General features: G+C 61.8%; 28 protein-coding genes. 25 read left to right on the top strand and 3 right to left on the bottom strand.

Translation table 11 applies throughout. The features are described from left to right. Positions 1 to 3: 3 nt before the first annotated feature. The 16 genes from rplN (at position 4) to rplQ (ending at position 9,491) form a co-directional block, all read left to right on the top strand. The gene (rplN, locus tag NLY36_RS01435) at positions 4 to 372 is read left to right on the top strand and encodes a 50S ribosomal protein L14 (RefSeq protein ID WP_006205457.1); all 369 of its coding nucleotides are present in this window, start codon (positions 4 to 6) and stop codon (positions 370 to 372) included. Positions 373 to 384: 12 nt separating this feature from the next. Beyond that, on the top strand, positions 385 to 699 hold the full coding sequence (gene rplX / locus NLY36_RS01430; protein ID WP_023691245.1) for a 50S ribosomal protein L24: 315 nt from the start codon (positions 385 to 387) through the stop codon (positions 697 to 699). Then, the gene (rplE, locus tag NLY36_RS01425) at positions 692 to 1,291 is read left to right on the top strand and encodes a 50S ribosomal protein L5 (protein ID WP_023672755.1); all 600 of its coding nucleotides are present in this window, start codon (positions 692 to 694) and stop codon (positions 1,289 to 1,291) included. The genes rplX and rplE overlap by 8 nt, the downstream gene beginning before the upstream one ends. A 27-nt stretch (positions 1,292 to 1,318) precedes the next feature. Beyond that, positions 1,319 to 1,624, top strand: a complete 306-nt coding sequence (rpsN, locus tag NLY36_RS01420) for a 30S ribosomal protein S14 (protein ID WP_010909282.1) — start codon at positions 1,319 to 1,321, stop codon at positions 1,622 to 1,624. Between the two features lie 12 nt (positions 1,625 to 1,636). Continuing rightward, positions 1,637 to 2,035 (top strand): 30S ribosomal protein S8, encoded by a 399-nt coding sequence (rpsH, locus tag NLY36_RS01415; protein ID WP_006205453.1) that lies wholly within the window; start codon positions 1,637 to 1,639, stop codon positions 2,033 to 2,035. Positions 2,036 to 2,076: 41 nt separating this feature from the next. Then, a complete protein-coding gene (gene rplF, locus NLY36_RS01410) occupies positions 2,077 to 2,610 on the top strand; it encodes a 50S ribosomal protein L6 (protein WP_023682603.1) in 534 nt (177 codons plus the stop codon). Between the two features lie 140 nt (positions 2,611 to 2,750). Further along, entirely contained in the window at positions 2,751 to 3,110 is a 360-nt protein-coding gene (gene rplR, locus NLY36_RS01405; RefSeq protein ID WP_023682602.1) for a 50S ribosomal protein L18, read from the top strand. Positions 3,111 to 3,264: 154 nt separating this feature from the next. Next, a complete protein-coding gene (rpsE, locus tag NLY36_RS01400; RefSeq protein WP_006333394.1) occupies positions 3,265 to 3,828 on the top strand; it encodes a 30S ribosomal protein S5 in 564 nt (187 codons plus the stop codon). 24 nt (positions 3,829 to 3,852) lie between these two features. After that, entirely contained in the window at positions 3,853 to 4,050 is a 198-nt protein-coding gene (rpmD, locus tag NLY36_RS01395; protein ID WP_023736690.1) for a 50S ribosomal protein L30, read from the top strand. 22 nt (positions 4,051 to 4,072) lie between these two features. Then, positions 4,073 to 4,543 (top strand): 50S ribosomal protein L15, encoded by a 471-nt coding sequence (gene rplO, locus NLY36_RS01390; protein ID WP_023672760.1) that lies wholly within the window; start codon positions 4,073 to 4,075, stop codon positions 4,541 to 4,543. A gap of 257 nt (positions 4,544 to 4,800) precedes the next feature. Further along, complete coding sequence (gene secY / locus NLY36_RS01385; RefSeq protein ID WP_023672761.1) at positions 4,801 to 6,141, top strand: preprotein translocase subunit SecY; 1,341 nt, start codon at positions 4,801 to 4,803, stop codon at positions 6,139 to 6,141. Continuing rightward, complete coding sequence (locus NLY36_RS01380; RefSeq protein WP_023701778.1) at positions 6,138 to 6,746, top strand: adenylate kinase; 609 nt, start codon at positions 6,138 to 6,140, stop codon at positions 6,744 to 6,746. Before secY ends, NLY36_RS01380 begins: the two co-directional genes overlap by 4 nt. A 211-nt stretch (positions 6,747 to 6,957) precedes the next feature. Further along, positions 6,958 to 7,326 carry a 30S ribosomal protein S13 gene (rpsM, locus tag NLY36_RS01375; RefSeq protein WP_006205445.1) on the top strand — a complete coding sequence of 123 codons (369 nt, stop codon included), beginning with the start codon at positions 6,958 to 6,960 and terminating at the stop codon, positions 7,324 to 7,326. Between the two features lie 125 nt (positions 7,327 to 7,451). Then, complete coding sequence (gene rpsK, locus NLY36_RS01370; RefSeq protein ID WP_006205444.1) at positions 7,452 to 7,841, top strand: 30S ribosomal protein S11; 390 nt, start codon at positions 7,452 to 7,454, stop codon at positions 7,839 to 7,841. A gap of 102 nt (positions 7,842 to 7,943) precedes the next feature. Beyond that, complete coding sequence (locus NLY36_RS01365) at positions 7,944 to 8,954, top strand: DNA-directed RNA polymerase subunit alpha (RefSeq protein WP_023682599.1); 1,011 nt, start codon at positions 7,944 to 7,946, stop codon at positions 8,952 to 8,954. Between the two features lie 105 nt (positions 8,955 to 9,059). After that, positions 9,060 to 9,491, top strand: a complete 432-nt coding sequence (rplQ, locus tag NLY36_RS01360; RefSeq protein WP_023736689.1) for a 50S ribosomal protein L17 — start codon at positions 9,060 to 9,062, stop codon at positions 9,489 to 9,491. An 82-nt stretch (positions 9,492 to 9,573) separates the two neighbouring features. On the opposite strand, the gene NLY36_RS01355 is transcribed toward rplQ, so the two are convergent. After that, positions 9,574 to 10,200 (bottom strand): hypothetical protein, encoded by a 627-nt coding sequence (locus NLY36_RS01355; RefSeq protein ID WP_155922398.1) that lies wholly within the window; start codon positions 10,198 to 10,200, stop codon positions 9,574 to 9,576. A gap of 134 nt (positions 10,201 to 10,334) precedes the next feature. On the opposite strand from NLY36_RS01355, the gene NLY36_RS01350 reads away from it, so the two are divergent. From NLY36_RS01350 to NLY36_RS01315, 8 genes are all read left to right on the top strand, one after another. After that, positions 10,335 to 11,828, top strand: a complete 1,494-nt coding sequence (locus NLY36_RS01350; protein ID WP_023736687.1) for a DegQ family serine endoprotease — start codon at positions 10,335 to 10,337, stop codon at positions 11,826 to 11,828. Between the two features lie 47 nt (positions 11,829 to 11,875). Then, a complete protein-coding gene (locus NLY36_RS01345; RefSeq protein WP_023736686.1) occupies positions 11,876 to 13,186 on the top strand; it encodes a replication-associated recombination protein A in 1,311 nt (436 codons plus the stop codon). A 183-nt stretch (positions 13,187 to 13,369) separates the two neighbouring features. Next, entirely contained in the window at positions 13,370 to 14,200 is an 831-nt protein-coding gene (locus NLY36_RS01340) for an aspartyl/asparaginyl beta-hydroxylase domain-containing protein (RefSeq protein WP_023736685.1), read from the top strand. Between the two features lie 53 nt (positions 14,201 to 14,253). Then, positions 14,254 to 14,628: a fluoride efflux transporter CrcB gene (gene crcB / locus NLY36_RS01335; RefSeq protein ID WP_023736684.1), complete on the top strand. Its 375-nt coding sequence runs from the start codon at positions 14,254 to 14,256 to the stop codon at positions 14,626 to 14,628. Between the two features lie 133 nt (positions 14,629 to 14,761). After that, complete coding sequence (locus tag NLY36_RS01330) at positions 14,762 to 15,742, top strand: RluA family pseudouridine synthase (RefSeq protein ID WP_023672769.1); 981 nt, start codon at positions 14,762 to 14,764, stop codon at positions 15,740 to 15,742. Between the two features lie 62 nt (positions 15,743 to 15,804). Further along, the gene (locus NLY36_RS01325; protein ID WP_081727411.1) at positions 15,805 to 16,662 is read left to right on the top strand and encodes a DMT family transporter; all 858 of its coding nucleotides are present in this window, start codon (positions 15,805 to 15,807) and stop codon (positions 16,660 to 16,662) included. An 11-nt stretch (positions 16,663 to 16,673) separates the two neighbouring features. Beyond that, positions 16,674 to 17,465, top strand: a complete 792-nt coding sequence (locus NLY36_RS01320) for an ATP12 family chaperone protein (RefSeq protein ID WP_023736683.1) — start codon at positions 16,674 to 16,676, stop codon at positions 17,463 to 17,465. 178 nt (positions 17,466 to 17,643) lie between these two features. Then, the gene (locus NLY36_RS01315; protein ID WP_023682590.1) at positions 17,644 to 19,530 is read left to right on the top strand and encodes an MFS transporter; all 1,887 of its coding nucleotides are present in this window, start codon (positions 17,644 to 17,646) and stop codon (positions 19,528 to 19,530) included. Between the two features lie 94 nt (positions 19,531 to 19,624). Here NLY36_RS01315 and NLY36_RS01310 read toward each other — a convergent pair whose 3' ends face one another. Then, positions 19,625 to 19,822: a DUF2735 domain-containing protein gene (locus tag NLY36_RS01310; RefSeq protein WP_023698802.1), complete on the bottom strand. Its 198-nt coding sequence runs from the start codon at positions 19,820 to 19,822 to the stop codon at positions 19,625 to 19,627. 316 nt (positions 19,823 to 20,138) lie between these two features. Between NLY36_RS01310 and NLY36_RS01305 the strand changes: the two genes are divergently transcribed. Then, a complete protein-coding gene (locus NLY36_RS01305) occupies positions 20,139 to 21,179 on the top strand; it encodes a glutamine synthetase beta-grasp domain-containing protein (RefSeq protein ID WP_023691256.1) in 1,041 nt (346 codons plus the stop codon). A 137-nt stretch (positions 21,180 to 21,316) separates the two neighbouring features. Here NLY36_RS01305 and glnA read toward each other — a convergent pair whose 3' ends face one another. Continuing rightward, entirely contained in the window at positions 21,317 to 22,726 is a 1,410-nt protein-coding gene (gene glnA, locus NLY36_RS01300) for a type I glutamate--ammonia ligase (RefSeq protein ID WP_023672775.1), read from the bottom strand. Between the last annotated feature and the right edge of the window lies 1 nt (position 22,727).

Genomic DNA, 22,727 nt, shown 5'->3' with positions numbered 1-22,727 from the left:
GTCATGATTCAGATGCAAACAAACCTCGACGTCGCGGATAATTCCGGCGCCCGTCGTGTCATGTGCATCAAGGTGCTGGGCGGCTCGAAGCGGAAATACGCTTCCGTAGGCGACATCATCGTGGTGTCGATCAAGGAAGCCATTCCGCGCGGCCGCGTTAAGAAGGGCGATGTGATGAAGGCGGTCGTGGTTCGCACGGCCAAGGACATCCGCCGCCCGGACGGCAGCGTGATCCGTTTCGACAAGAACGCGGCCGTTCTCGTCGACAACAAGAAAGAGCCGATCGGCACGCGTATCTTCGGACCGGTTCCGCGCGAACTCCGCGCCAAGAACCACATGAAGATCATCTCGCTCGCGCCTGAAGTGCTGTAAGGAGCCGGACCAATGCAAAAGATTAGAAAAGGCGACAAGGTCGTCGTGCTGGCCGGCAAGGACAAGGGCCGTTCGGGCGAAGTCCTCTCGGTTCAGCCGAAGGAAGACACCGCGCTGGTGCGCGGCGTCAACATGATCCGTCGTCACCAGAAGCAGTCCCAGTCCCAAGAGGGCGGGATCATCACCAAGGAAGCGCCGATCCAGCTGTCGAACATCGCGCTCGCCGACCCCAAGGATGGCAGGCCGACCCGCGTCGGCTTCATCTTCCAGAAGGACGGCAAGAAGGTGCGCGTCGCCAAGCGCTCGGGAGAAGTCATCAATGGCTAAGGCTCAAACCACGAAGCCCAAGGCTGAAAGCAAACAGTCCAAGGCCCAGAACACGCCGCGCCTCAAGCAGGTCTACAACGAGACCATCCGCAAGGCGCTGCAGGAGCAGTTCGGCTACGAGAACGAGATGCAGGTTCCGCGCATCGACAAGATCGTGCTGAACATGGGCGTCGGCGAAGCGACCGCGGATTCGAAGAAGCCTTCGATCGCGGCCGAAGACCTGGCGATGATCGCCGGCCAGAAGGCCGTCGTCACCCGCGCCCGTAATTCGATCGCCGGCTTCAAGGTCCGCGAGAAGATGCCGATCGGCGCCAAGGTCACGCTGCGCAAGGAACGCATGTACGAGTTCCTCGACCGTCTCGTGAACATCGCACTGCCGCGCGTCCGCGACTTTCGCGGACTGAATCCGAAGAGCTTCGATGGCCGTGGCAACTACGCCATGGGCATCAAGGAACACATCGTGTTCCCGGAGATCAACTACGACAAGGTTGATCAGATCTGGGGCATGGACGTCATCGTTTGTACGACTGCGAAGACGGACGACGAAGCCAGGGCATTGCTCAAGGCCTTCAACTTCCCCTTCCGCCAGTAACGGCAGCGAGAAAAGGAAAAATCTGAAATGGCAAAGACCAGCTCAGTCGAGAAGAACAACAGGCGCCGCAAGCTTGCCGACCAGTACGGTCCCAAGCGCGCAGCGCTCAAGGCGATCATCATGGACCAGTCCAAGCCGATGGAAGAGCGTTTCCGCGCTCAGCTGAAGCTTGCTGCCCTGCCGCGCAACTCGGCCAAGATCCGCATCCGCAACCGCTGCGAAGTTACCGGCCGTCCGCGCGCCTATTATCGCAAGCTCAAAGTATCGCGCATCGCGCTTCGTGATCTCGGCAATAACGGCCAGATCCCGGGCCTGGTCAAGTCGAGCTGGTAAGGAGGACATAACATGTCATTGAGCGATCCTCTCGGCGATATGCTGACCCGCATCCGCAACGCGTATGGCCGTAAGAAGTCGAGCGTTTCGACGCCGGCGTCGCGCCTGCGTACCCGCGTCCTCGACGTGCTGAAGGCTGAAGGCTATATCCGCGACTACAGCCAGACCGACTTCGACAACGGCAAGTCCGAAATCGAAATCGAGCTGAAGTATTTCGACGGTGCTCCGGTCGTGCGCGAAATCGCCCGCGTCTCGAAGCCTGGCCGCCGCGTTTACGTTTCGGCCAAGTCGATCCCGCACGTCGCCAACGGCCTCGGCATCGCCATCCTTTCGACGCCGAAGGGCGTGATGGCCGATCACGAAGCACGCGAACAGAATGTCGGCGGCGAAATCCTCTGCCAGATTTTCTAATTCGGCAGACCTGAAACAAGAGAAGTGACGAGGACAACCAAATGTCTCGTATTGGAAAGAAACCCGTTTCGCTGCCGCAGGGCGTGACCGCGACCGTCAACGGCCAGACCGTGACGGCGAAGGGCCCCAAGGGCGAGCTGAAGTTCGTGGTGAACGACGAAGTGCTGGTCAAGATGGAAGGCAGCGAAATCGCTGTCCAGCCGCGTGACCAGACCAAGACCGCCCGCTCCAAGTGGGGCATGTCGCGCACGCAGATCGTCAACATCCTGCAGGGCGTCAAGGACGGTTTCGAGAAGAAGCTCGAGATCACCGGCGTCGGCTATCGCGCGGCACTCCAGGGCAAGAACCTGCAGCTGGCGCTTGGCTTCAGCCACGACGTCGTTTACGAGACGCCGGCCGGCATCACGATCACCGTGCCGAAGCCGACGGAAATCACCGTGACCGGCATCGACAAGCAGCAGGTCGGCCAGGTTGCAGCCGAGATCCGCGAGTATCGCGGTCCCGAGCCCTACAAGGGCAAGGGTGTCCGCTATGCCGGCGAGAAGATCGTCCGCAAGGAAGGCAAGAAGAAGTAGTAGGCCTGGCCCCGAAAAGTTGCAGACTTTTCGGAAAGGGCCAAGCCAAAGAAGTGCAACGCCGCGGGGAGCGGTCGCGGGAGGCGCTTTCGCCTACCGCACATGGCGGCCCCCGTTTTTTGAAGGCAAGGAAGACTATCATGGCTACCAAGGAATCCATCCAGCGCCGCGCGCAGCGCGTCCGCCGCCAGATCAAGAAGGTCGCCGGCGAACGTCCGCGTCTCTCGGTTCACCGCACGTCGAAGAACATCTACGTGCAGGTCATCGACGATGCCAAGGGCCATACCATCGCGGCTGCATCGACACTCGAGAAGGACCTCAAGGGTTCGCTCAAGACCGGCGCCGACACCGAGGCAGCAGCCGCTGTTGGCAAGCTGATCGCCGAGCGTGCTTCGAAGGCCGGCGTCAAGGAAGTCGTCTTTGACCGCGGCGCCTATATCTATCACGGCCGCGTCAAGGCGCTGGCCGAGGCTGCCCGTGAAGGCGGTCTGAGCTTCTAATTGCCTGATCCCGAACCGAAGGTCAGCGCAGCAAAAAGTTGCAGACTTTTCGGACAAGATCATGCAAGGAAAAATAATTCGCCCCCGGTGACCCAAAGAGGCGCACCGGATCTTATCAGCAACCGTGCTTCCGGAAAAAAACAAGGAACAGGATATGGCACAGGAACGTAGGGATGGCGGCCGCGGCCGCGATCGTGAAGAACGCGATGACGGGATGGTGGACAAGCTCGTCCACATCAACCGCGTCGCCAAGGTCGTCAAGGGCGGCCGTCGCTTCGGTTTTGCAGCACTCGTCGTCGTCGGCGACCAGAAGGGCCGCGTCGGCTTCGGTCACGGCAAGGCGCGCGAAGTGCCGGAAGCGATCCGCAAGGCAACTGAGTCGGCCAAGCGCGACATGATTTTCGTGCCGCTGCGCTCGGGCCGCACGCTGCACCACGACGTCGAAGGACGCTGGGGCGCCGGACGCGTGCTGCTGCGCGCTGCCAAGCAGGGTACCGGCATCATCGCCGGCGGCCCGATGCGCGCTGTCTTCGAGACGCTCGGCATGCATGACGTGGTCGCCAAGTCGATGGGTTCGTCGAACCCCTACAACATGGTTCGTGCCACATTCGACGCGCTGAAGAGCCAGATGCATCCCAAGGATGTGGCTGCTGCGCGCGGCATCAAGTATTCGACCCTTCAGGCCCGCCGCGGCACCGCCGTTGCGGCTGAAGAATAGTCGATCTGACCAGGGATTTTGACCATGGCCAAGAAAGCAACCAAGACCGTCACCGTTGAGCAGATCGGTTCGCCGATCCGCCGCCCGAAGGAACAGCGCGCAACGCTGGTCGGCCTCGGCCTCAACAAGATGCACAAGCAGCGCACGCTGGAGGACACTCCCTCGGTGCGCGGCATGATCGCTGCCGTCCAGCATCTCGTCCGCGTCGTGGACGAGGGCTGAGCAAAAGCGCAGGAGAACCCAGATGAAACTCAACGATCTGCGTGACAAGGACGGCGCGACGCACTCCAAGAAGCGTCTCGGCCGTGGCATCGGCTCCGGCTCGGGCAAGACCGGCGGTCGCGGCGTCAAGGGCCAGAAGGCGCGCTCCGGCGTTGCCATCAACGGCTTCGAGGGCGGCCAGATGCCGCTCTATCGGCGCCTGCCGAAGCGTGGCTTCAATAACATCTTCGCCAAGAGCTTTGTCGTCGTGTCGCTGGCTCGTATCCAGACGGCGCTCGATGCCAAGAAGCTCGACGCCAAGGCGACCGTGACGGCCGAGGCACTCGTCGCCGCCGGCGTCATCCGCCGCGTCAAGGACGGCGTGCGCATCCTCTCGGACGGCGAGCTCAAGGCAAAGCTTGCCTTCGACGTCGCCGGCGCCTCCAAGGCCGCGATCGAGAAGATCGAAAAGGCCGGCGGTTCGGTCAAGCTGCCGGAAGCGGCAGCGGAGTAACGGCAATTTGAAGCGCGGTCGGCAGGAACGGTATCCGTTTTTGTTCACGATTGCGCTTTGATCCGATCAATTAGGCGGCCGCGTCAACGCGGCCGCTTGCATGTTTAGAGCCCGGAGCTTATTTCGTGAGCTTCGGTGCCACGCGCCGCCTGAGCTGCGGGCATCGAGCGTGACATACAAATCAAAGAAGTAGCGCATGACGTTGTCCGAAAACCGCTTCACACTTTTCGGCATCATGCTCTAGCGGAGAATCAGGCATGGCTTCGGCTGCTGAACAACTAGCCTCGAATCTGAATTTTGCGGCTTTCGCCAAGGCGGAGGACCTGAAGAAGCGAATCTGGTTCACCGTCGGCGCGCTGCTCGTCTATCGCCTCGGCACCTATATCCCGCTGCCCGGCATCAATCCGGATGCATTCGCGCAGGCCTTCTCTTCGCAGGCCAAGGGCGTGCTCGGCATGTTCAACATGTTCGCCGGCGGCGCCGTGCAGCGCATGGCGATCTTCGCGCTCGGCATCATGCCTTACATCTCAGCCTCCATCATCATGCAGCTGATGACCTCGGTCATTCCGTCGCTGGAAGCGCTGAAAAAGGAAGGCGAGCAGGGCCGCAAGGTCATCAACCAGTACACGCGCTACGGCACGGTACTCCTGGCGCTGGTGCAGGCCTACGGCATTTCGGTGGGCCTGGAAGGCGGCAACGGCATCGTCAATGATCCCGGCATGTTCTTCCGCATCTCGACCGTCGTCACGCTGGTTGGCGGAACCATGTTCCTGATGTGGCTGGGCGAGCAGATCACCGCCCGCGGCATCGGCAACGGCATTTCGCTGATCATCTTTTCCGGCATCGTCGCCGGCCTGCCGCGCGCCATCTCCGGCACGCTGGAGCTCGGCCGCACCGGCGCCCTATCGACCGGGCTGATACTCGCGATCATCGTGCTGGCTATCATCGTCATCGCGCTGATCGTGTTCTTCGAGCGCGCGCAGCGCCGCCTGCTGATCCAGTATCCGAAGCGCCAGGTCGGCAACCGCATGTTCCAGGGCGATACCTCGCATCTGCCGCTGAAGCTCAACACGTCGGGCGTCATTCCGCCGATCTTCGCGTCGTCGCTGCTTTTGCTGCCGGCAACGGTCGCCGGCTTCTCGCAGACGACAAACCTGCCGGCATGGGCAAGCACCGTGCTCGCTTCGCTCGGCCACGGCCAGCCGCTCTACATGCTGTTCTATGCGGCAATGATCGTGTTCTTCGCCTTCTTCTACACGGCCATCGTGTTCAATCCGAAGGACACCGCCGACCAGCTCAAGAAGCATTCCGGCTTCATTCCGGGCTACCGTCCGGGTGAGCGCACCGCCGATTACATCGACTATGTCCTGACGCGCATCACCGTCGTCGGCGCCATCTATCTGGTGCTGGTGTGCCTGCTGCCCGAGTTCCTGATTTCGGCGACTGGCGTACCATTCTACCTCGGTGGCACATCGCTTCTGATCGTGGTCAGTGTAACCCTCGATACGGTGGCGCAGATCCAGGGTCACCTGATCGCGCACCAGTATGAGGGCCTGATCAAGAAGTCGAAGCTGCGCGGGGGGAAGAAGGCCAGATGAGATTGATATTGCTTGGGCCGCCAGGAGCGGGCAAGGGGACGCAAGCACAAAGACTGGTAGAAAAATACGGCATACCGCAGCTGTCGACGGGCGACATGCTGCGGGCGGCCGTGCAGGCCGGTACCGAAGTCGGCAAGCGCGCCAAGGCGGTGATGGATGCCGGCGAGCTGGTTTCCGACGCAATCGTCAACGCCATCGTGGCCGAGCGCATCGACCAGCCCGATTGCACCAACGGGTTCATCCTCGACGGATATCCGCGCACGCTGGTGCAGGCTGATGCGGTTGAATCGATGCTCGCCGAGCGCGGCATTGGCCTCGATGCCGTGATCGAGTTCGTCGTCGACGACAAAGCGTTGGTCGGCCGCATCGTCAAGCGCGCCGACGACGCCAAGGCCGCCGGACAGCCGGTGCGCAAGGACGACAATCCGGTGGTGTTCGAAGAGCGCCTGCGGGAATATTACAAGAAGACGGCGCCGCTGATCGGCTATTATTACGCCAAACGCTCGCTTAGGAGTGTCGACGGCATGGCTCCTGTCGACACCGTGACGGCGGAGATTGAAGCGCTGCTCGCGGCGGTGACGCGGGAGACCGTTACGGTAAAGTAAAGATTGCGCTTGACTGGAACGGTTCGCTGGGTTATGGCGGCCCGTCTTCCTATCAGGCATGAGGCTTGCTTGTCCGCAAGGGCAAGGCAGCCGCATTGAAACTAGGGAACTCCCGCAAGGGCCGGCCTCCACCGGACGCGGGGTAATTTGAACAGCGCCGCGCATGCCTTGTTTTGAAGGCCGGCCGGTCCCACATGGAGAAGAGAAGAATATGGCTCGTATAGCCGGCGTCAACATTCCGACCAACAAGCGCGTCGTCATTGCGCTTCAGTACATTCACGGCATTGGCAAGAAGTTCGCCCAGGAGATCGTCGACAAGGTCGGCATCCCGGCCGAACGCCGCGTCAACCAGCTGACCGACGCGGAAGTGCTGCAGATCCGCGAGACCATCGACCGCGACTACCAGGTCGAAGGCGACCTGCGCCGCGAAGTGTCGATGAACATCAAGCGTCTCATGGACCTCGGCTGCTACCGCGGCCTGCGTCACCGCCGTTCGCTGCCGGTTCGCGGTCAGCGCACGCACACCAATGCACGCACCCGCAAGGGCCCGGCCAAGTCGATCGCCGGCAAGAAGAAGTAAGTGAGCGATAGCGAGTAGCCATTAGCGAGTAGGGGTCCCTATTCGCTAGTCCCTGCTCACTACTCGCTTTCAAAGGTGGAGCCGCTGGCATTACGGCGGTGTAGAGATCAACTGAAAGGACTATCATGGCCAAGGAAGCCGCTCGTGTTCGCCGTCGCGAACGCAAGAACATCTCGTCGGGCGTTGCCCACGTCAATTCGACCTTCAACAACACGATGATCACCATCACCGACGCGCAGGGCAATTCCATTGCCTGGTCGTCGGCCGGTGCCCAGGGCTTCAAGGGTTCGCGCAAGTCGACCCCGTTCGCCGCCCAGATGGCTGCCGAAGACGTCGCCAAGAAGGCCCAGGAACACGGCATGCGCATGCTCGAAGTCGAGGTCTGCGGACCCGGCTCCGGTCGTGAATCGGCGCTTCGCGCCCTGCAGGCTGCCGGCTTCACCATCACCTCGATCCGTGATGTGACGCCGATCCCGCACAATGGCTGCCGCCCGCGCAAGAAGCGCCGCGTCTAAGACATTACCGAACGCCGCGCGAGCGCCTCAAGGCGCTCCTCCACGGCACTCCAGGTCGCCCGCCACGATTGGATGGTGGCGGGTCAACGGAAGGAAAGCATCATGATCCAGAAAAATTGGCAGGAACTGATCAAGCCGAACAAGATCGAGTTCTCGTCGAAGAAGAAGACGCTGACCACGCTGGTCGCCGAGCCGCTCGAGCGCGGCTTCGGCCTGACGCTCGGCAACGCGCTGCGCCGCGTGCTTTTGTCTTCGCTGCGCGGTGCGGCTGTCACCGCCGTGCAGATCGACGGCGTTCTGCATGAATTCTCGTCGATTGCCGGCGTGCGTGAGGACGTGACCGACATCGTCCTCAACATCAAGGAAATCGCCATCCGCATGGAAGGCGATGGTCCCAAGCGCATGGTCGTTCGCAAGCAGGGCCCGGGTGCGGTTCTGGCTGGCGACATCCAGACGGTTGGCGACGTCGAGATCCTCAACCCGGACCACGTCATCTGCACGCTGGACGAGGGCGCTGAAATCCGCATGGAATTCACCGTCGACACCGGCAAGGGTTACGTGCCGGCCGACCGCAACCGCGCCGAAGACGCGCCGATCGGCCTGATCCCGGTCGACAGCCTGTATTCGCCGGTCAAGAAGGTCTCCTACAAGGTCGAAAATACCCGCGAGGGCCAGGTTCTCGACTATGACAAGCTGACCATGACCATCGAGACCGACGGTTCGATCTCGGGCGAGGACGCGGTGGCATTCGCTGCCCGCATCCTGCAGGACCAGCTTGGCCTGTTCGTCAATTTCGACGAGCCGCAGAAGGAAGTCGCCACCGAAGCCGTCACAGAGCTCGCCTTCAACCCGGCGCTGCTCAAGAAGGTCGACGAACTCGAGCTTTCGGTGCGTTCGGCCAACTGCCTGAAGAACGACAACATCGTCTACATCGGCGATCTCATCCAGAAGACCGAAGCCGAGATGCTGCGCACCCCGAACTTCGGCCGCAAGTCGCTGAACGAGATCAAGGAAGTGCTCGCGGCGATGGGCCTGCACCTCGGCATGGAAGTGCCGGACTGGCCGCCGGAAAACATCGAAGACCTCGCCAAGCGTTACGAAGACCAATATTGAGCATGAATTTCCAAGGATCGGCGGCGTGAGCCGCTCGATCCGACGGTCATGCGGAAAACCATCAGAGGCCACGGCCTCTTGAACAACTGAAGAAGGAAAAGAGCCATGCGCCACGGTTTTAAAGGCCGCCGCTTCGCCCGAAGCATTAGCCATCGCAAGTCGATGTTCGCCAACCTCGCCGTGTCGCTGCTCGAGCACGAACAGATCGTCACCACCCTGCCGAAGGCGAAGGATCTGCGTCCGATCGTCGAGAAGCTGGTGACGCTCGGCAAGCGCGGCGACCTCCATGCGCGCCGCCAGGTGATTGCCCAGATCGGCAATGAAGGCGTCGTCAAGCGTCTGTTCGACACGATCGCGCCGCGCTACGCCACCCGCAATGGCGGCTATCTGCGCATCATGAAGGCGGGCTTCCGCCACGGCGACAATGCCGCCATGGCGGTCATCGAGTTCGTCGACCGTGACACCGACGCCAAGGGCGCCGGCGACCGCGCTCGCCTCGAAGCTGAAGGCACCAATGAGGAAACCGCGGCCGCATAAGGCTGGGGGTTTCTGGATGAATTCAAAGGGGCCTTCGGGCCCCTTTTTGTTACCAGCGTCCTACGTTTAGCGAGCCTTACGTTTAGCGAGCAAGCGTCAGGTAGTCGCGACCGCTAAGCAGATTCCAATTGAAGGCGCCGGGGATCTCTTCGAACGCCGGTTGGGGATAGGAATAGATACTGTCGAGGGTGGCGCGGGAATCGATATCGCTGACCACTTGCGACACGGTGGAATTGGCCAGGTATTTTTGGGCGTCCCCATCTTCGATGAAGTCTGTATCGACTCGGAAATGAATCTGAATGGGACCCGCGCAGATGTTCAGCAAGATATCGTCGCTCAAGGCGGCGTAGAAAACCGCTGCCTCTTCTGGAGCCCAAAGGCCGGCAGCCAGGAATTCCGAAGGCTTCGTCTCTCCACTGAACCCATCCAATGAGAGCACAAGGCGATCGGTGAGAACCTCAAAATCACCTTCGAGATAGCCCGCTTCTTCGATCTGAAACCAGTTCATCCAATGAGGTGCTTCTTCATCAAAGGAAATTTCGAGCTTTCCGAAAATCCAATAGACCGGAATCGTCCCTGCAGGTTCCGTGACCCAGCCGTCAGGCGGACCCAGCACACCGGCGATGTCGATCATTTTCAGAGAAGGGGAAACGGGCCCAAAAGTGCCGGTCTTCAAAAAGTCACGGAATGACAGGAGTTGTTTTTTCATGAAGGTCGACGAAGGTTCTCAGTTTCAAGCCGACCTATAGCTGCTTTGCGGGCCAGAATAATCAGATTTCAGCGGCTTAGCCTTTCATTTTGCACAATCGTCGGGACAATGGCGCCCGACCTGGAGGATTCGGAATGCACTTCAAACGGCTGTTTCTTGTTGCCCTTTGCGCGCTGGCCGCCTTTGCCGCGGCACCGGCCGTGAAAGACGCCCTGGCCGAGGACGCCGCCAAGCCAGCCGATCCGGGGCTCTCCGATGTGCTGACCGACCTCTTGCATGGCGTCGAAGGCGAGAACGGCACCTCCGGTCCCGACAAGCGCGTGCCGTTCGGCCGCGAAGAGGTACAGCTGTCGTTTGCGCCCCTGGTCAAGCAGACGGCGCCGGCGGTGGTCAATGTCTATGCTTCGCAGACGGCCAAGGTCACGTCGCCCTTCGACGGCGATCCTTTCTTCGAGGAATTCTTCGGCCGCGCACAGCCGCGCGCGCAATCCTCGCTCGGCTCGGGTGTGCTGGTCGACCCGAGCGGCGTCGTCGTCACCAATTTCCACGTGATCAAGGATGCCGACGAGGTCAAGGTCGCGACCGCCGACGGGCGCGAATTCACCTCGAAGGTCATGCTCAAGGACGAGACGCTCGACCTCGCCGTGCTCAAGATCACCTCCGACAAGCCGTTTCCGGTGATCGCCATCGGCGATTCCGACGCGCTCGAGGTCGGCGACCTGGTGCTGGCCATCGGCAATCCGTTCGGCGTCGGCCAGACCACCACCAGCGGCATCGTTTCGGCGCTTGCCCGCAGCCATATCGGCGTTTCGGATTCGGGCTATTTCATCCAGACCGACGCCGCCATCAATCCCGGCAATTCCGGCGGCGCGCTGATCAACATGGGCGGCCAGCTGGTCGGCATCAACACCGCCATCTACAGCCGCAGCGGCGGCTCGATCGGCATCGGCTTTGCCATCCCGGCCAACATGGTGCGTGCCTTCGCCGATGCGGCCAAGGCCGGGCTCGATTTCTTCGAGCGGCCCTATATAGGCGCCGAGTTCGAAGCGGTCACACCTCAGATCGCCGAATCGCTTGGCATGGAGAAGCCGACCGGCGCGCTGGTGTCGTCGGTCGAGGAAGCCGGACCGGCGGCCAAGGCAGGGCTGAAGCCCGGCGATGTCGTGCTGCAGCTCAATGGCACGACCGTCGAAGGCATCGAGGCGCTGGACTACCGCATGGCGACCCTGTCGATCGGCACCAAGGCGACCTTCGCCATCCTGAGCAAGGGCCAGCAGGCGACGATGGAGATCGCACTGGAGCGCGCGCCGGAAGGCGCCAAGGCGTCGGAAGTGACGCTGCATGGCCGCAGCCCATTCTCCGGCGCCAAGGTCGCGGAACTGTCGCCCAGGCTCGCCCAGCGGCTTGGCCTGCGCACCGACCTCAAGGGCGTCACCGTGGTCGACATCAACCGCGATTCGCCGGCTGCCGATTTCGGCTTCCAGCCCGGCGACATCGTGCGCGAGGTGAACGGCACCACCGTCGATACGGCGGCGACACTGGCGCAGCTTGCCCAGCAGGATACACGCTGGTGGCGCTTTACCGTCGAGCGCGGCGGGCAGATACTGCGCCAGGTGTTGCGTTACTGAGGCGATCTTCCCATTTCTGAGGATCGTGCTCCAACCAGAAGACCTAGATGGCCGATCTGTTCAGCGTCGATGAACCGGAAAGAGCGCCGCCCGGCCGGCCTTTGGCCGATCGGCTGCGCCCGAAAAACCTTGGCGAGGTCGTCGGCCAGGAGCATCTGACCGGCCCCGACGGCGCACTGACGCGGCTCATCAACTCCGGTTCGCTCGGCTCGATGATTTTCTGGGGGCCACCCGGCACCGGCAAGACTACCGTTGCGCGGCTGCTGGCCGGCGAGACCCGTCTTGCTTTCGAGCAGATATCGGCGGTGTTTTCCGGCGTCGCCGACCTGAAGAAAGTGTTCGAAGCAGCGAAGCTGCGCCGCACCAATGGCCGCCAGACGCTGCTGTTCGTCGACGAGATCCATCGCTTCAACCGTGCCCAGCAGGACTCTTTCCTCCCGGTCATGGAGGATGGAACAGTTGTTCTGGTCGGCGCCACCACCGAAAATCCATCGTTCGAGCTGAACGCCGCGCTTCTGTCGCGAGCGCGGGTGCTGGTGTTTCACTCGCTGGGCGAGGACAGCATCGCCAAACTGATGACGCGGGCGGAGGAGACGGAGGGCAGGGCGCTGCCGCTCGACGACGAGGCGCGGGCGATGCTCATCCGCATGAGCGATGGCGACGGCCGGGCCTCGCTGACGCTGGCCGAGGAAGTCTGGCGCGCCGCCAAACCCGGCGAGGTTTTTGATCCCGAAGGGTTGCAGCGCATCGTGCAGCGCCGCGCGCCGATCTATGACAAGGGCCAGGACGGTCACTACAATCTGATCTCGGCGCTGCACAAGTCGGTGCGCGGGTCCGATCCGGACGCGGCGCTTTATTATCTTGCCCGCATGTTCGACGCCGGCGAGGATCCGCTCTATCTCGGCCGCCGGCTGGTGCGCATGGCGATGGAGGATATCGGGCTCGCCGACCCGCAGGCGCTGGTCGTGGCCAACGCCGCCAAGGACGCATACGACTACCTCGGCTCGCCCGAAGGCGAACTGGCCTTCGCCGAGGCCACCGTCTATCTCGCCACCGCGCCCAAATCCAACGCCGTCTATACCGCCTTCAAGGCAGCCACGCGGGCGGCGAAGGAGTTCGGTTCGCTGCTGCCGCCCAAGCACATCCTCAACGCGCCGACCAAGCTGATGAAAGAGGAGGATTACGGCGCCGGCTACCGCTACGATCACGACCAGCCCGATGCCTTTTCCGGCCAGGACTATTTCCCCGAAAAGATGGGCCGGCAGACCTTTTACGATCCGCCCGAACGCGGCTTCGAGCGCGATATCAAGAAACGGCTGGACTATTGGGCAAAGCTGCGCAGCGAGCGGGAAAAATAGGTGCGCGGGACAAACGGGACGAACTCGGCCTGCCCGCGATGAACTGAAATTCTGTCCCCGCCAGTCACAGCAGTGTGATTGTACCGCATGACAAAAAGCCCTATCACGTCGCATGACTCGGCCGGGAGGCTGCCAGGACGGGCGATAATTCGGAACGGGGACAGCGCGCCGCGCGAACAGAAAATGACAAAATCCCTTCGCAAAATGCTTCGCCAGGCTGTGATTGCTGTCCCGCTGCTCGCGCTCGGATTCTATTTCGTTCCGATCCTGACCACGATCTGGATCGTCTGCGGCCTGATCGATGTGCTGCGCAACGCCAACAAGGATCTGTCGCTGTTGCGCGGCTATTTCCTCGGCAATGGCATCTTCACCTGGCTGCTGTCGCCCTTCAATCTGCTGGTGGACCTCGTTTGCTACAGGAACCCGGGCGTGTGGAAGCTGGAGCAGTTTCCCGCCGATTATCAGCGCGAGGTCAACGAGGTTCTTGACGTCTTCAAGGCGCGCAAGGACGAGATCATCGCCGATATCGACGCCAATTTCGGCACCGGTCGTCGCGGCATGTATGTCTATCAGTGGTACGGCAAGCACCGGATCGACAATGTCGCGGAATTCAACAAGGATTTCAAATACATCAAGACCATTGCCGTGTCTGTCTTCAGAGGCAAGGAATCGACTTCCTGGCATTTCGGACCGCTGCGGCTCAGCCTGCGCATCCTCTACAATCTCTTGCCGGTGAAGGCAGAGGTTTTCGTCGAATGCAACGGCGCCAGGAATTACTGGCACGACAACCCGCTCTATATTTTCGACGACACGCTGCTGCACCGCTCGGTCAACGAGTATGATGGGCGCCGCTACTGCGTGTTCATGGACATCATCCGCCCGTCGCCGTTCCCCGGTTTCATCGCCGGACTTCTGGCCATCGTTTCGGTCACCGTCGAGCGCATCAATTCCATGTTCTACAAGAACTGGAAGATGATCGGCTCGAGCAAGGCAAAGAAGGTCGAGACGACCTGAGGCGTTGGTCTGAAGGGATTGACCGCACTGCCTTGGCCGGGCAGTAAACGGGCATGTTCAATCTGCTTCTTGTTGTGGTCGGCGGCGGCATCGGCGCCGGCATCCGCCACCTGACCACCATCGGCGCCTTGCGCGTCGTCGGCCCCAACTACCCCTGGGGGACAATGGCGATCAACATCCTCGGCTCCTTTGTTATGGGGCTGTTCGTCGCCGCGCTGATGCGGCGCGGCGGTTCCAATGAGCTCCGGCTGTTCGTCGCCACGGGCATCCTTGGCGGCTTCACCACCTTCTCCGCCTTTTCGCTCGATTTCGCGACCCTGTGGGAGCGCGGAGCGACGCTGCCGGCGTTGGGATATGCGCTGGCCAGCGTCGTTGGCGCCATTATCGCCCTGTTTCTGGGACTTTGGCTCGCAAGAACCGTTTCATAGTGTTATTGCCCGGCCTAGAGCACGGCGCATCCTCCTGGACGCGCTGCAGAAACTTTGATCTTGCGCATGATCCTTTCCGAAAGCCGGAGTAGATTTTCGGGGTCACGCGTTAGAAACGGATAAAGCGAAAATCATGGCAGGCGTAGAACAGATCACGGTGGAGGCCGGCGAGGCGGGCATGCGGCTCGATCGCTGGTTCAAGACCCATTTCCCCGGCCTCGGCTTTGGCCATCTGCAGAAGTTGCTGCGCTCGGGCCAGATCCGCGTCGATGGCGGCCGGGTCAAGGCCGACAGCCGTGTCGAGCCCGGTCAGGTGGTGCGTGTGCCGCCGCTCGAGGTCGACAAGAAGGGCGAGAGTGCGCTTACGGGTTACTCGATCCGCAACCAGGGCGACGCCGATGTGCTGGCCAAGATGCTGATCCACGAAGATCCAAAAGTCTTCGTCTTCAACAAGCCGGCGGGCCTGGCGGTGCAAGGCGGCTCGGGCGTCACCCGCAATGTCGACGACATGCTGGAGGCCTGGCGCAGCCAGAAGGGTGAGAAGCCGCGCCTGGTGCACCGGCTCGACCGCGACACATCGGGCGTGCTGGTGGTTGCTCGCACCAGGCTTGCGGCGATGAAGCTTTCCGAGTCATTCCGGGCGCGTGAGACCAAGAAGACCTATTGGGCGCTGGTCAAGGGTGTCCCGCCCAAGCGCGAGGACAAGATCTCGACCTGGCTGATCAAGGAACCGACCGAGGACGGCGACCGCGTGCGCGTGGCAGCCCATGGCGAAAAGGGCGCCGACCACGCCGTGTCCTACTACCGCATCATCGAGCAGGCGGCTCAGACGATGACCTGGCTGGAAATGGAGCCGTACACTGGCCGCACCCACCAGCTGCGCGTTCATGCCGCCTATATCGGCTGCCCGATCCTTGGCGACCCCAAATATTTCGAGGCCGACACCAACTGGGACTTTCCGGGCGGCATTCAGAACCGCCTGCATCTGCATGCGCGCCGCATCGTCATTCCGCACCCGGACAAGGGCGTCATCGACGTCACCGCGCCGATGCCGCCGCATATGCGCCAGAGCTGGAACCTGATCGGCTTCGACGACGCCAGCGCGGAGGACTGACATTGGCCGTTGCCTCGGCATTGGATCGCCGCGATGCGGTCGATCTGGCGGCTGCTTCCATCATGGTCGGGCTGACCTTTTCCTGGGGCCTGAACTACGTCGCCGCCAAGATCTCCTATGCCGGCTTCGATCCGGTTTTCGTCTCGATCGCACGCTCGATCATCGGCGGGCTCTGTGTGCTCGGCTGGTGCTGGCTGCGCGGCATCAGGCTGTTTAAGGCCGACGGGTCGCTTGTCGCCGGCATCATTGTCGGCGTGCTGTTCGGCGTCGAGTTCCTGTGCCTCTATATCGGGCTGGAATACACGACCGTTGCTCGCAACACACTGCTGGTCAACACCATGCCGTTCTGGGTCCTGATCGGCGGCCATTTCCTGCTCGGTGAGCGTATCAACGCGCGCAAGCTTGGCGGGCTCGTTCTCGCCTTCTGCGGCCTGGTGGCGGTGTTTTCCGACGGGATTGCCGGCGGCACCGACGTGACCTTGATGGGCGATCTGCTCAGCCTCGGCTCCGGTATCCTGTGGGCGGCGACCAGTATCGTCATCAAGCGTTCGAAACTGGTCGAGACCAGTGCCGAGAAATTGCTGCTTTATCAGCTGGCCGGTGCGGCCATTGTCGGTGTCCTGGTTCTGCCTTTCGCCGGCCCGCCGATCCGCGCGGTCAGTGCCTTGCCGACATTGGCGCTGCTGTTCCAGTCGCTCTATATAGTTGCCTTCACCTATGTGCTGTGGTTCTGGCTGCTCAGGCGCTATCCGGCATCGGGCCTGTCGAGCTTCGCCTTCCTGTCGCCGGTGTTCGGCGTCCTCTGCGGCGCTATCATTCTGGGCGAGGCGCCGACGACCAGGATCTTTGTGGCGCTTGGGCTGATCGCTGTCGGCCTGATCATCGTCAACCGGCCGGCGCGCAAGCAGGTACCTGGATAGAAAGTTCGACCATGCGTGACATCCTCAACGACCTCGAAGCGGGAAAGCATCTGTCCGATCCGGATCCGGTGCGCCGCGCGCAGATCCAGATGAAGACGCACCTGCCGAAGCGCTTCTACAAGGACGTGTCGGTCGCAGCTGTGGAAGACGGTTTTGCCGTCCATCTCGACGGCAAGCCGGTGCGCACGCCGGGCAAGGCGCTGCTGGCGCTGCCGACCGAGAAGGCCGCCGCCCTGGTCGCCAATGAGTTCGCTGCACAGGGCGAGACCATCGACCCGGTCACGATGCCGGTGTTGCGTCTGGTCAACACCGCCATCGACGGCGTCGCCAGCGACCCGCAGGCGGTGCTGGAGGACGTCTTGCGCTTTGCCTCGTCCGATCTGACCTGCTACCGCGCCGACGCGCCGCAGGGGCTGGTCGAGCGGCAGAACCAGCATTGGGATCCGGTGATCGACTGGGCGAGGGTGACATTAGGGGCTCGGTTCAACCTCGCCGAGGGCATCATCCATGTCGAACAGCCGCGCGAGAGCATCGCAGTGCTCGGCGCTCATCTTGCCCAGCGTGCCGAGCCGCTGCGGCTGGCCGCAATCCATGTCATGACTTCGCTGACCGGGTCGGCGCTGCTGGCGCTGGCGGTCGATTACGGTGCGCTCGATGGCGATGCGGCTTGGGCCGCCGGCCATGTCGACGAGGACTGGCAGGTCGAGCACTGGGGCCAGGACGCCGAGGCTGTCGCACGCCGCTCGGCCCGCAAACGCGACATGATGGCGGCCGTCGGCCTGCTCGACGCGCTGAAGACCTGATCCTCGGCCTTTTGCCGCACTGCACCTAATACCAAAGTCATAAATCCAAGGTCTGTCTGCCTCCGGCGGTCGCTTTCTGTCATTTTTTACGCCGATGGCTGGTTCGAGTCGCGTTCAGAGGGAACGCCGACGATGACGCCCAGCGTCGAAGGCAGACGATTCACGGGAGGACAGTTCAATGGCATTGGCATCGACCGCCGGCGGAGCCAGCCGCGGCATGACACGAGAGGAGAAGAAGGTCATCTTCGCCTCCTCGCTGGGCGCGGTTTTCGAATGGTATGATTTCTATCTCTACGGAGCGTTGGCCGGCGCGATCGGCTTGACCTTCTTCAACTCGTTTCCCGAAAGCACCCGCTACATCTTCACGCTGCTGGTCTTCGCCGCCGGCTTCATCGTGCGCCCGTTCGGCGCGCTGGTGTTCGGCCGCATCGGCGATCTCGTCGGCCGCAAATACACATTCCTTGTCACCATCATGATCATGGGTCTGTCGACTTTCCTTGTCGGCCTGCTTCCGGGTTCAGAGACACTGGGCATTCTGGCGCCGATCCTGTTGATCGCGCTGCGCATGCTGCAGGGCCTGGCGCTTGGCGGCGAGTACGGCGGCGCCGCGACCTATGTCGCGGAACATGCGCCGGATGACCGGCGCGGCTTCTACACGTCATGGATCCAGACGACGGCGACGCTCGGCCTGTTCCTGTCGCTGATTGTCATCCTGCTGGTGCAGAATTCTGTAAGCAAGGACGCCTTCAACGCCTGGGGATGGCGCATTCCTTTCCTGGTCTCGGCCATCCTGCTCGGCATTTCGGTCTGGATCCGGCTGTCGCTTTCGGAATCGCCGACCTTCCTGCGCATGAAGGAAGAGGGCAAGAGTTCCAAGGCGCCGCTGTCGGAAGCCTTCGGCCAGTGGAAAAACGCCAAGATCGCCATCCTGGCGCTGTTCGGCCTCACCGCCGGTCAGGCCGTGGTCTGGTACAATGGTCAGTTCTACGCACTGTTCTTCCTGGCCAATGTGCTCAAGGTCGACGCGCAGTCGGTGAACATCATGATTGCCATTGCGCTGGCACTCGGTACGGGCTTCTTCGTCTTCTTCGGCTGGCTGTCCGACAAGATCGGCCGCAAGCCGATCATCATGGCCGGCCTTGCGCTGGCGGTCGTCACCACCTTCCCGCTGTTCAAGGCGTTGACCTGGGCCGCCAATCCGGCGCTCGCCACAGCACAGCAGAACACGCGCGCCACAGTGACGGCGGCTCCGGGAGACTGCAACTTCCAGTTCAATCCGACCGGCACGCGCGTACCGGTCAGTTCGTGCGATATCGCGACCGATTTCCTTGCCAAGAACTCGGTGCCTTACGACATCGTCTCGACGGCGGCGGCGGGGACCCCGGCGAGTGTCATGATCGGCAGCGAAACCGTGGCGTCTTATGATGCCAAGGCCGCGGGCGACAAGAAGGCTGCCAGCGACGCTGCCTTCAAGAAGGGTATCAACCTCGCGCTTCAGGGTGGCGGTTATCCGCTGAAGCGTGCTGCCGCCAAGGTTGCCGACCAGAAGCTCGACGCCTTTGTCGCGGCCAATCCTGAACTGAAGCTCGACGCGGCAGCCATCCGCGCCGGCGAAAAGACCGCGGTCCCGACCGAACAGGCGATCAAGGACAAGGTGCTGACCAAGGACGAAGCCGCGGGCGCCACCGAGGTGACCGTCTACAGCGTTCCGGCAGCGGGCGCGTTCGCGATGTTTGCCGACCCCGCACAGGTCAACTGGGCCAAGGTCATCGGCATCCTGTTCATCCTGGTCCTCTACGTGACCATGGTCTACGGGCCGATCGCGGCGATCCTGGTCGAGATGTTCCCGACACGCATCCGCTACAGCGGCATGTCACTGCCCTATCACATCGGCAATGGCTGGTTCGGCGGCCTGCTGCCCGCGATCGTGTTCGCGTTCAGCGCCTACAAGGGCGATATCTACTATGGTCTTTGGTATCCGGTGGTGATCGCGGCGGTGACGCTGATCATCGGCATGATCTTCGTCAGGGATACGCTCGGCACCGACCTGCATACCAAGCAGTAGCCGACGGCTCTGTATCAAACAAAAAACCCGGCGCGAGCGATCGCGCCGGGTTTTTGATTTGTGGGCCTGTTCGATCTATCAGCGCGGAAGACGCCTAGCTCTTGCGAGGCTGTTCGGCCTCCGCAATGGCGGCCTCATGATACCAGGCCTCGCCATGGTGAAGCGGGTGATCGCGCAGCGAAGCAAGCTCTGCCGCAAACTTGGCCTTTACGCCTAAATTTGAGGCACCCGCACGCGCTGCCACCGGGAACATCAGGATTTTGGCCGACGGACGGGCTGAGGTGATTTCCATGGTCGGTCTCCTTTCTTCTGGAGAGGCTCTTCGATTCATCTTTCCATCAAGGTAGGTCCTGCAATCCTTTTAGGCAAGATGCCTAAAGAAAGATCGGCATTTGCCTGTTATTTAAGCAAATTCTGCCTTTGATTGATCCGGGCGCATCGCTTAGGCGGCTTGCCATCACCGGCGGGATGAAAGGGCATTTTTGCCGCACCCTGACCAACTGATCTGGCACACGGTTTGCATTTTATCGACCGGCAGCTGGGCTGCTGGATGGCTCGGCGCGCCGGCGTCATCCAGGTTCGGTGATCAAGCAACGAGAGGCTCTAGAATGACGAAATACAAGCTCGAGTATATCTGGCTCGATGGTTACACGCCGGTCCCCAATCTTCGCGGCAAGACCCAGATCAAGGAGTTCGCCGAGTTCCCGACGCTCGAGCAGCTGCCGCTGTGGGGCTTCGACGGTTCTTCGACGCAGCAGGCCGAAGGCCACAGCTCCGACTGCGTGCTGAAGCCGGTCGCCGTATTCCCGGACCCGGCCCGCAGCAATGGCGTGCTGGTGATGTGCGAAGTGATGATGCCAGATGGCGTGACGCCGCATGTGTCCAACAAGCGCGCCACCATCCTCGACGACGAGGGCGCCTGGTTCGGCTTCGAGCAGGAGTATTTCTTCTACAAGGACGGCCGTCCGCTCGGCTTCCCCGAGAGCGGCTATCCGGCGCCGCAGGGCCCGTACTACACCGGCGTCGGCTATTCGAATGTCGGCCCGATCGCGCGCCAGATCGTCGAGGAGCATCTCGACCTTTGCCTCGCAGCAGGCATCAACCATGAAGGCATCAACGCCGAAGTGGCGAAGGGCCAGTGGGAATTCCAGATTTTCGGCAAGGGCTCCAAGAAGGCCGCCGACCAGATGTGGATGGCCCGCTATCTCTTGCAGCGCCTGACCGAAAAATACGAGATCGACATCGAGTATCACTGCAAGCCGCTCGGCGACACCGACTGGAACGGCTCGGGCATGCACGCCAACTTCTCGACCGCCTATATGCGCGAAGTCGGCGGCAAGGCCTATTTCGAAGCGCTGATGGCTCAATTCGACAAGAACCTGATGGACCACATCGCCGTCTACGGCCCGGACAACGACAAGCGCCTGACCGGCAAGCATGAGACCGCTCCGTGGAACCGCTTCAGCTACGGCATCGCCGACCGAGGCGCCTCGATCCGCGTGCCGCATTCCTTCGTCAACAATGACTACAAGGGCTACCTGGAAGACCGCCGCCCGAATTCGCAAGGCGACCCCTATCAGATCGCTTCGCAGATCCTGAAGACCATCGCGGAGGTTTCGACCAGCGCCCAGGTTTCGGCGGCCGCCTAAGCATCTATAGCGGCGCAGGCTTCGTAAGCCTGCGCCGTAGCCTGCTGCTACCACGTCTACGGTCTGCTATTGGTCAAACAAAAACCCCGGCGTCTGAACTGACGCCGGGGTTTTTCCTTGTCGCTGAGGCTTATCGTTCAGACCGAATAGTACATGTCGTATTCGACCGGATGCGGGGTCATTTCGAAGCGCATCACTTCGGCCATCTTGAGCTCGATGTAGCTGTCGATCTGGTCGTCGTCGAAGACGCCGCCGGCTTTCAGGAAGCCGCGGTCCTTGTCCAAGCTTTGCAGCGCTTCGCGCAGCGAACCGCAGACGGTCGGAATCTTCTTCAGTTCCTTCGGCGGCAGATCGTAAAGATCCTTGTCCATCGGCTGTCCCGGGTGGATCTTGTTCTTGATGCCGTCGAGGCCGGCCATCAGCATGGCGGCGAAAGCGAGGTAGGGGTTCGCGCCCGGATCGGGGAAGCGGACCTCGACGCGCTTGGCTTTCGGGGACGAGCCGAACGGAATGCGGCACGAGGCCGAACGGTTGCGCGCGGAGTAGGCGAGCAGCACCGGGGCTTCATAGCCAGGCACAAGGCGCTTGTAGGAGTTGGTCAGCGGGTTGGTGAAGGCGTTGATCGCCTTGGCGTGCTTGATGATGCCGCCGATGTAGAACAGGCACGACTCCGACAGGCCGGCATATTCATTGCCGGCGAAGGTCGGCTTGCCGTTCTTCCAGATCGACTGGTGGACGTGCATGCCCGAGCCGTTGTCGCCGAAAATCGGCTTCGGCATGAAGGTGGCCGTCTTGCCATAGGCGTTGGCGACCTGGTGCACGACATATTTGTAGATCAGCATCTTGTCGGCGTTGCGGACCAGCGTGTCGAACTTGATGCCGAGCTCGTGCTGGGCAGCGGCAACCTCGTGATGGTGCTTTTCGACGCGCACGCCCATTTCGGCGAGCACGGTCAGCATTTCGGAGCGCATGTCCTGCGCGCTGTCGATCGGCGGCACAGGGAAGTAGCCGCCCTTGACGCGCGGGCGGTGGCCGAGATTGCCGGTCTCGTAGTCGGTGTCGTCGTTGGACGGCAGTTCGGTCGAGTCCAGCTTGAACCCGGTGTTGTAGGGATCGGCCTTGTACTTGACGTCGTCGAAGACGAAGAACTCGGCTTCGGGGCCGACATAGATGGTGTCGCCGATGCCTTCGGCCTTCATGTAGGCCTCGGCCTTCTTGGCGGTGCCGCGCGGGTCGCGGTTGTAGGATTCGCCGGAGACCGGATCGAGAATGTCGCACAGGATGACCATGGTCGACTGGGCGAAGAACGGATCCATATGGACGGTGTCCGCATCGGGCATCAGCACCATGTCGGACTCGTTGATCGCCTTCCAGCCGGCGATCGAGGAGCCGTCGAACATGACGCCGTCCGCGAACATGTCTTCCTCGACCTCGATGACATCCATCGTGACGTGCTGCAGCTTGCCCTTCGGATCGGTGAAGCGCAGGTCGACGAATTTCACGTCGTTGTCCTTGATCTGCTTCATGATGTCTTTGGCTGTCGTCATG

The sequence above is a fragment of the Mesorhizobium sp. C399B genome (assembly GCF_030323185.1).
GTDB lineage: Bacteria > Pseudomonadota > Alphaproteobacteria > Rhizobiales > Rhizobiaceae > Mesorhizobium.
The sequence above is the reverse complement of the archived record's forward strand: the minus strand, read 5'-3'. Positions and strand labels throughout refer to the sequence as shown.

Bases quoted from the DNA above. Each gene is read 5' to 3' on its own strand.
- rplN (WP_006205457.1), top strand. From the start codon at position 4: ATGATTCAGATGCAAACAAACCTCGACGTCGCGGATAATTCCGGCGCC.
- rplX (WP_023691245.1), top strand. From the start codon at position 385: ATGCAAAAGATTAGAAAAGGCGACAAGGTCGTCGTGCTGGCCGGCAAG.
- rplE (WP_023672755.1), top strand. From the start codon at position 692: ATGGCTAAGGCTCAAACCACGAAGCCCAAGGCTGAAAGCAAACAGTCC.
- rpsN (WP_010909282.1), top strand. From the start codon at position 1,319: ATGGCAAAGACCAGCTCAGTCGAGAAGAACAACAGGCGCCGCAAGCTT.
- rpsH (WP_006205453.1), top strand. From the start codon at position 1,637: ATGTCATTGAGCGATCCTCTCGGCGATATGCTGACCCGCATCCGCAAC.
- rplF (WP_023682603.1), top strand. From the start codon at position 2,077: ATGTCTCGTATTGGAAAGAAACCCGTTTCGCTGCCGCAGGGCGTGACC.
- rplR (WP_023682602.1), top strand. From the start codon at position 2,751: ATGGCTACCAAGGAATCCATCCAGCGCCGCGCGCAGCGCGTCCGCCGC.
- rpsE (WP_006333394.1), top strand. From the start codon at position 3,265: ATGGCACAGGAACGTAGGGATGGCGGCCGCGGCCGCGATCGTGAAGAA.
- rpmD (WP_023736690.1), top strand. From the start codon at position 3,853: ATGGCCAAGAAAGCAACCAAGACCGTCACCGTTGAGCAGATCGGTTCG.
- rplO (WP_023672760.1), top strand. From the start codon at position 4,073: ATGAAACTCAACGATCTGCGTGACAAGGACGGCGCGACGCACTCCAAG.
- secY (WP_023672761.1), top strand. From the start codon at position 4,801: ATGGCTTCGGCTGCTGAACAACTAGCCTCGAATCTGAATTTTGCGGCT.
- NLY36_RS01380 (WP_023701778.1), top strand. From the start codon at position 6,138: ATGAGATTGATATTGCTTGGGCCGCCAGGAGCGGGCAAGGGGACGCAA.
- rpsM (WP_006205445.1), top strand. From the start codon at position 6,958: ATGGCTCGTATAGCCGGCGTCAACATTCCGACCAACAAGCGCGTCGTC.
- rpsK (WP_006205444.1), top strand. From the start codon at position 7,452: ATGGCCAAGGAAGCCGCTCGTGTTCGCCGTCGCGAACGCAAGAACATC.
- NLY36_RS01365 (WP_023682599.1), top strand. From the start codon at position 7,944: ATGATCCAGAAAAATTGGCAGGAACTGATCAAGCCGAACAAGATCGAG.
- rplQ (WP_023736689.1), top strand. From the start codon at position 9,060: ATGCGCCACGGTTTTAAAGGCCGCCGCTTCGCCCGAAGCATTAGCCAT.
- NLY36_RS01355 (WP_155922398.1), bottom strand. From the start codon at position 10,200: ATGAAAAAACAACTCCTGTCATTCCGTGACTTTTTGAAGACCGGCACT.
- NLY36_RS01350 (WP_023736687.1), top strand. From the start codon at position 10,335: ATGCACTTCAAACGGCTGTTTCTTGTTGCCCTTTGCGCGCTGGCCGCC.
- NLY36_RS01345 (WP_023736686.1), top strand. From the start codon at position 11,876: ATGGCCGATCTGTTCAGCGTCGATGAACCGGAAAGAGCGCCGCCCGGC.
- NLY36_RS01340 (WP_023736685.1), top strand. From the start codon at position 13,370: ATGACAAAATCCCTTCGCAAAATGCTTCGCCAGGCTGTGATTGCTGTC.
- crcB (WP_023736684.1), top strand. From the start codon at position 14,254: ATGTTCAATCTGCTTCTTGTTGTGGTCGGCGGCGGCATCGGCGCCGGC.
- NLY36_RS01330 (WP_023672769.1), top strand. From the start codon at position 14,762: ATGGCAGGCGTAGAACAGATCACGGTGGAGGCCGGCGAGGCGGGCATG.
- NLY36_RS01325 (WP_081727411.1), top strand. From the start codon at position 15,805: ATGGTCGGGCTGACCTTTTCCTGGGGCCTGAACTACGTCGCCGCCAAG.
- NLY36_RS01320 (WP_023736683.1), top strand. From the start codon at position 16,674: ATGCGTGACATCCTCAACGACCTCGAAGCGGGAAAGCATCTGTCCGAT.
- NLY36_RS01315 (WP_023682590.1), top strand. From the start codon at position 17,644: ATGGCATTGGCATCGACCGCCGGCGGAGCCAGCCGCGGCATGACACGA.
- NLY36_RS01310 (WP_023698802.1), bottom strand. From the start codon at position 19,822: ATGGAAATCACCTCAGCCCGTCCGTCGGCCAAAATCCTGATGTTCCCG.
- NLY36_RS01305 (WP_023691256.1), top strand. From the start codon at position 20,139: ATGACGAAATACAAGCTCGAGTATATCTGGCTCGATGGTTACACGCCG.
- glnA (WP_023672775.1), bottom strand. From the start codon at position 22,726: ATGACGACAGCCAAAGACATCATGAAGCAGATCAAGGACAACGACGTG.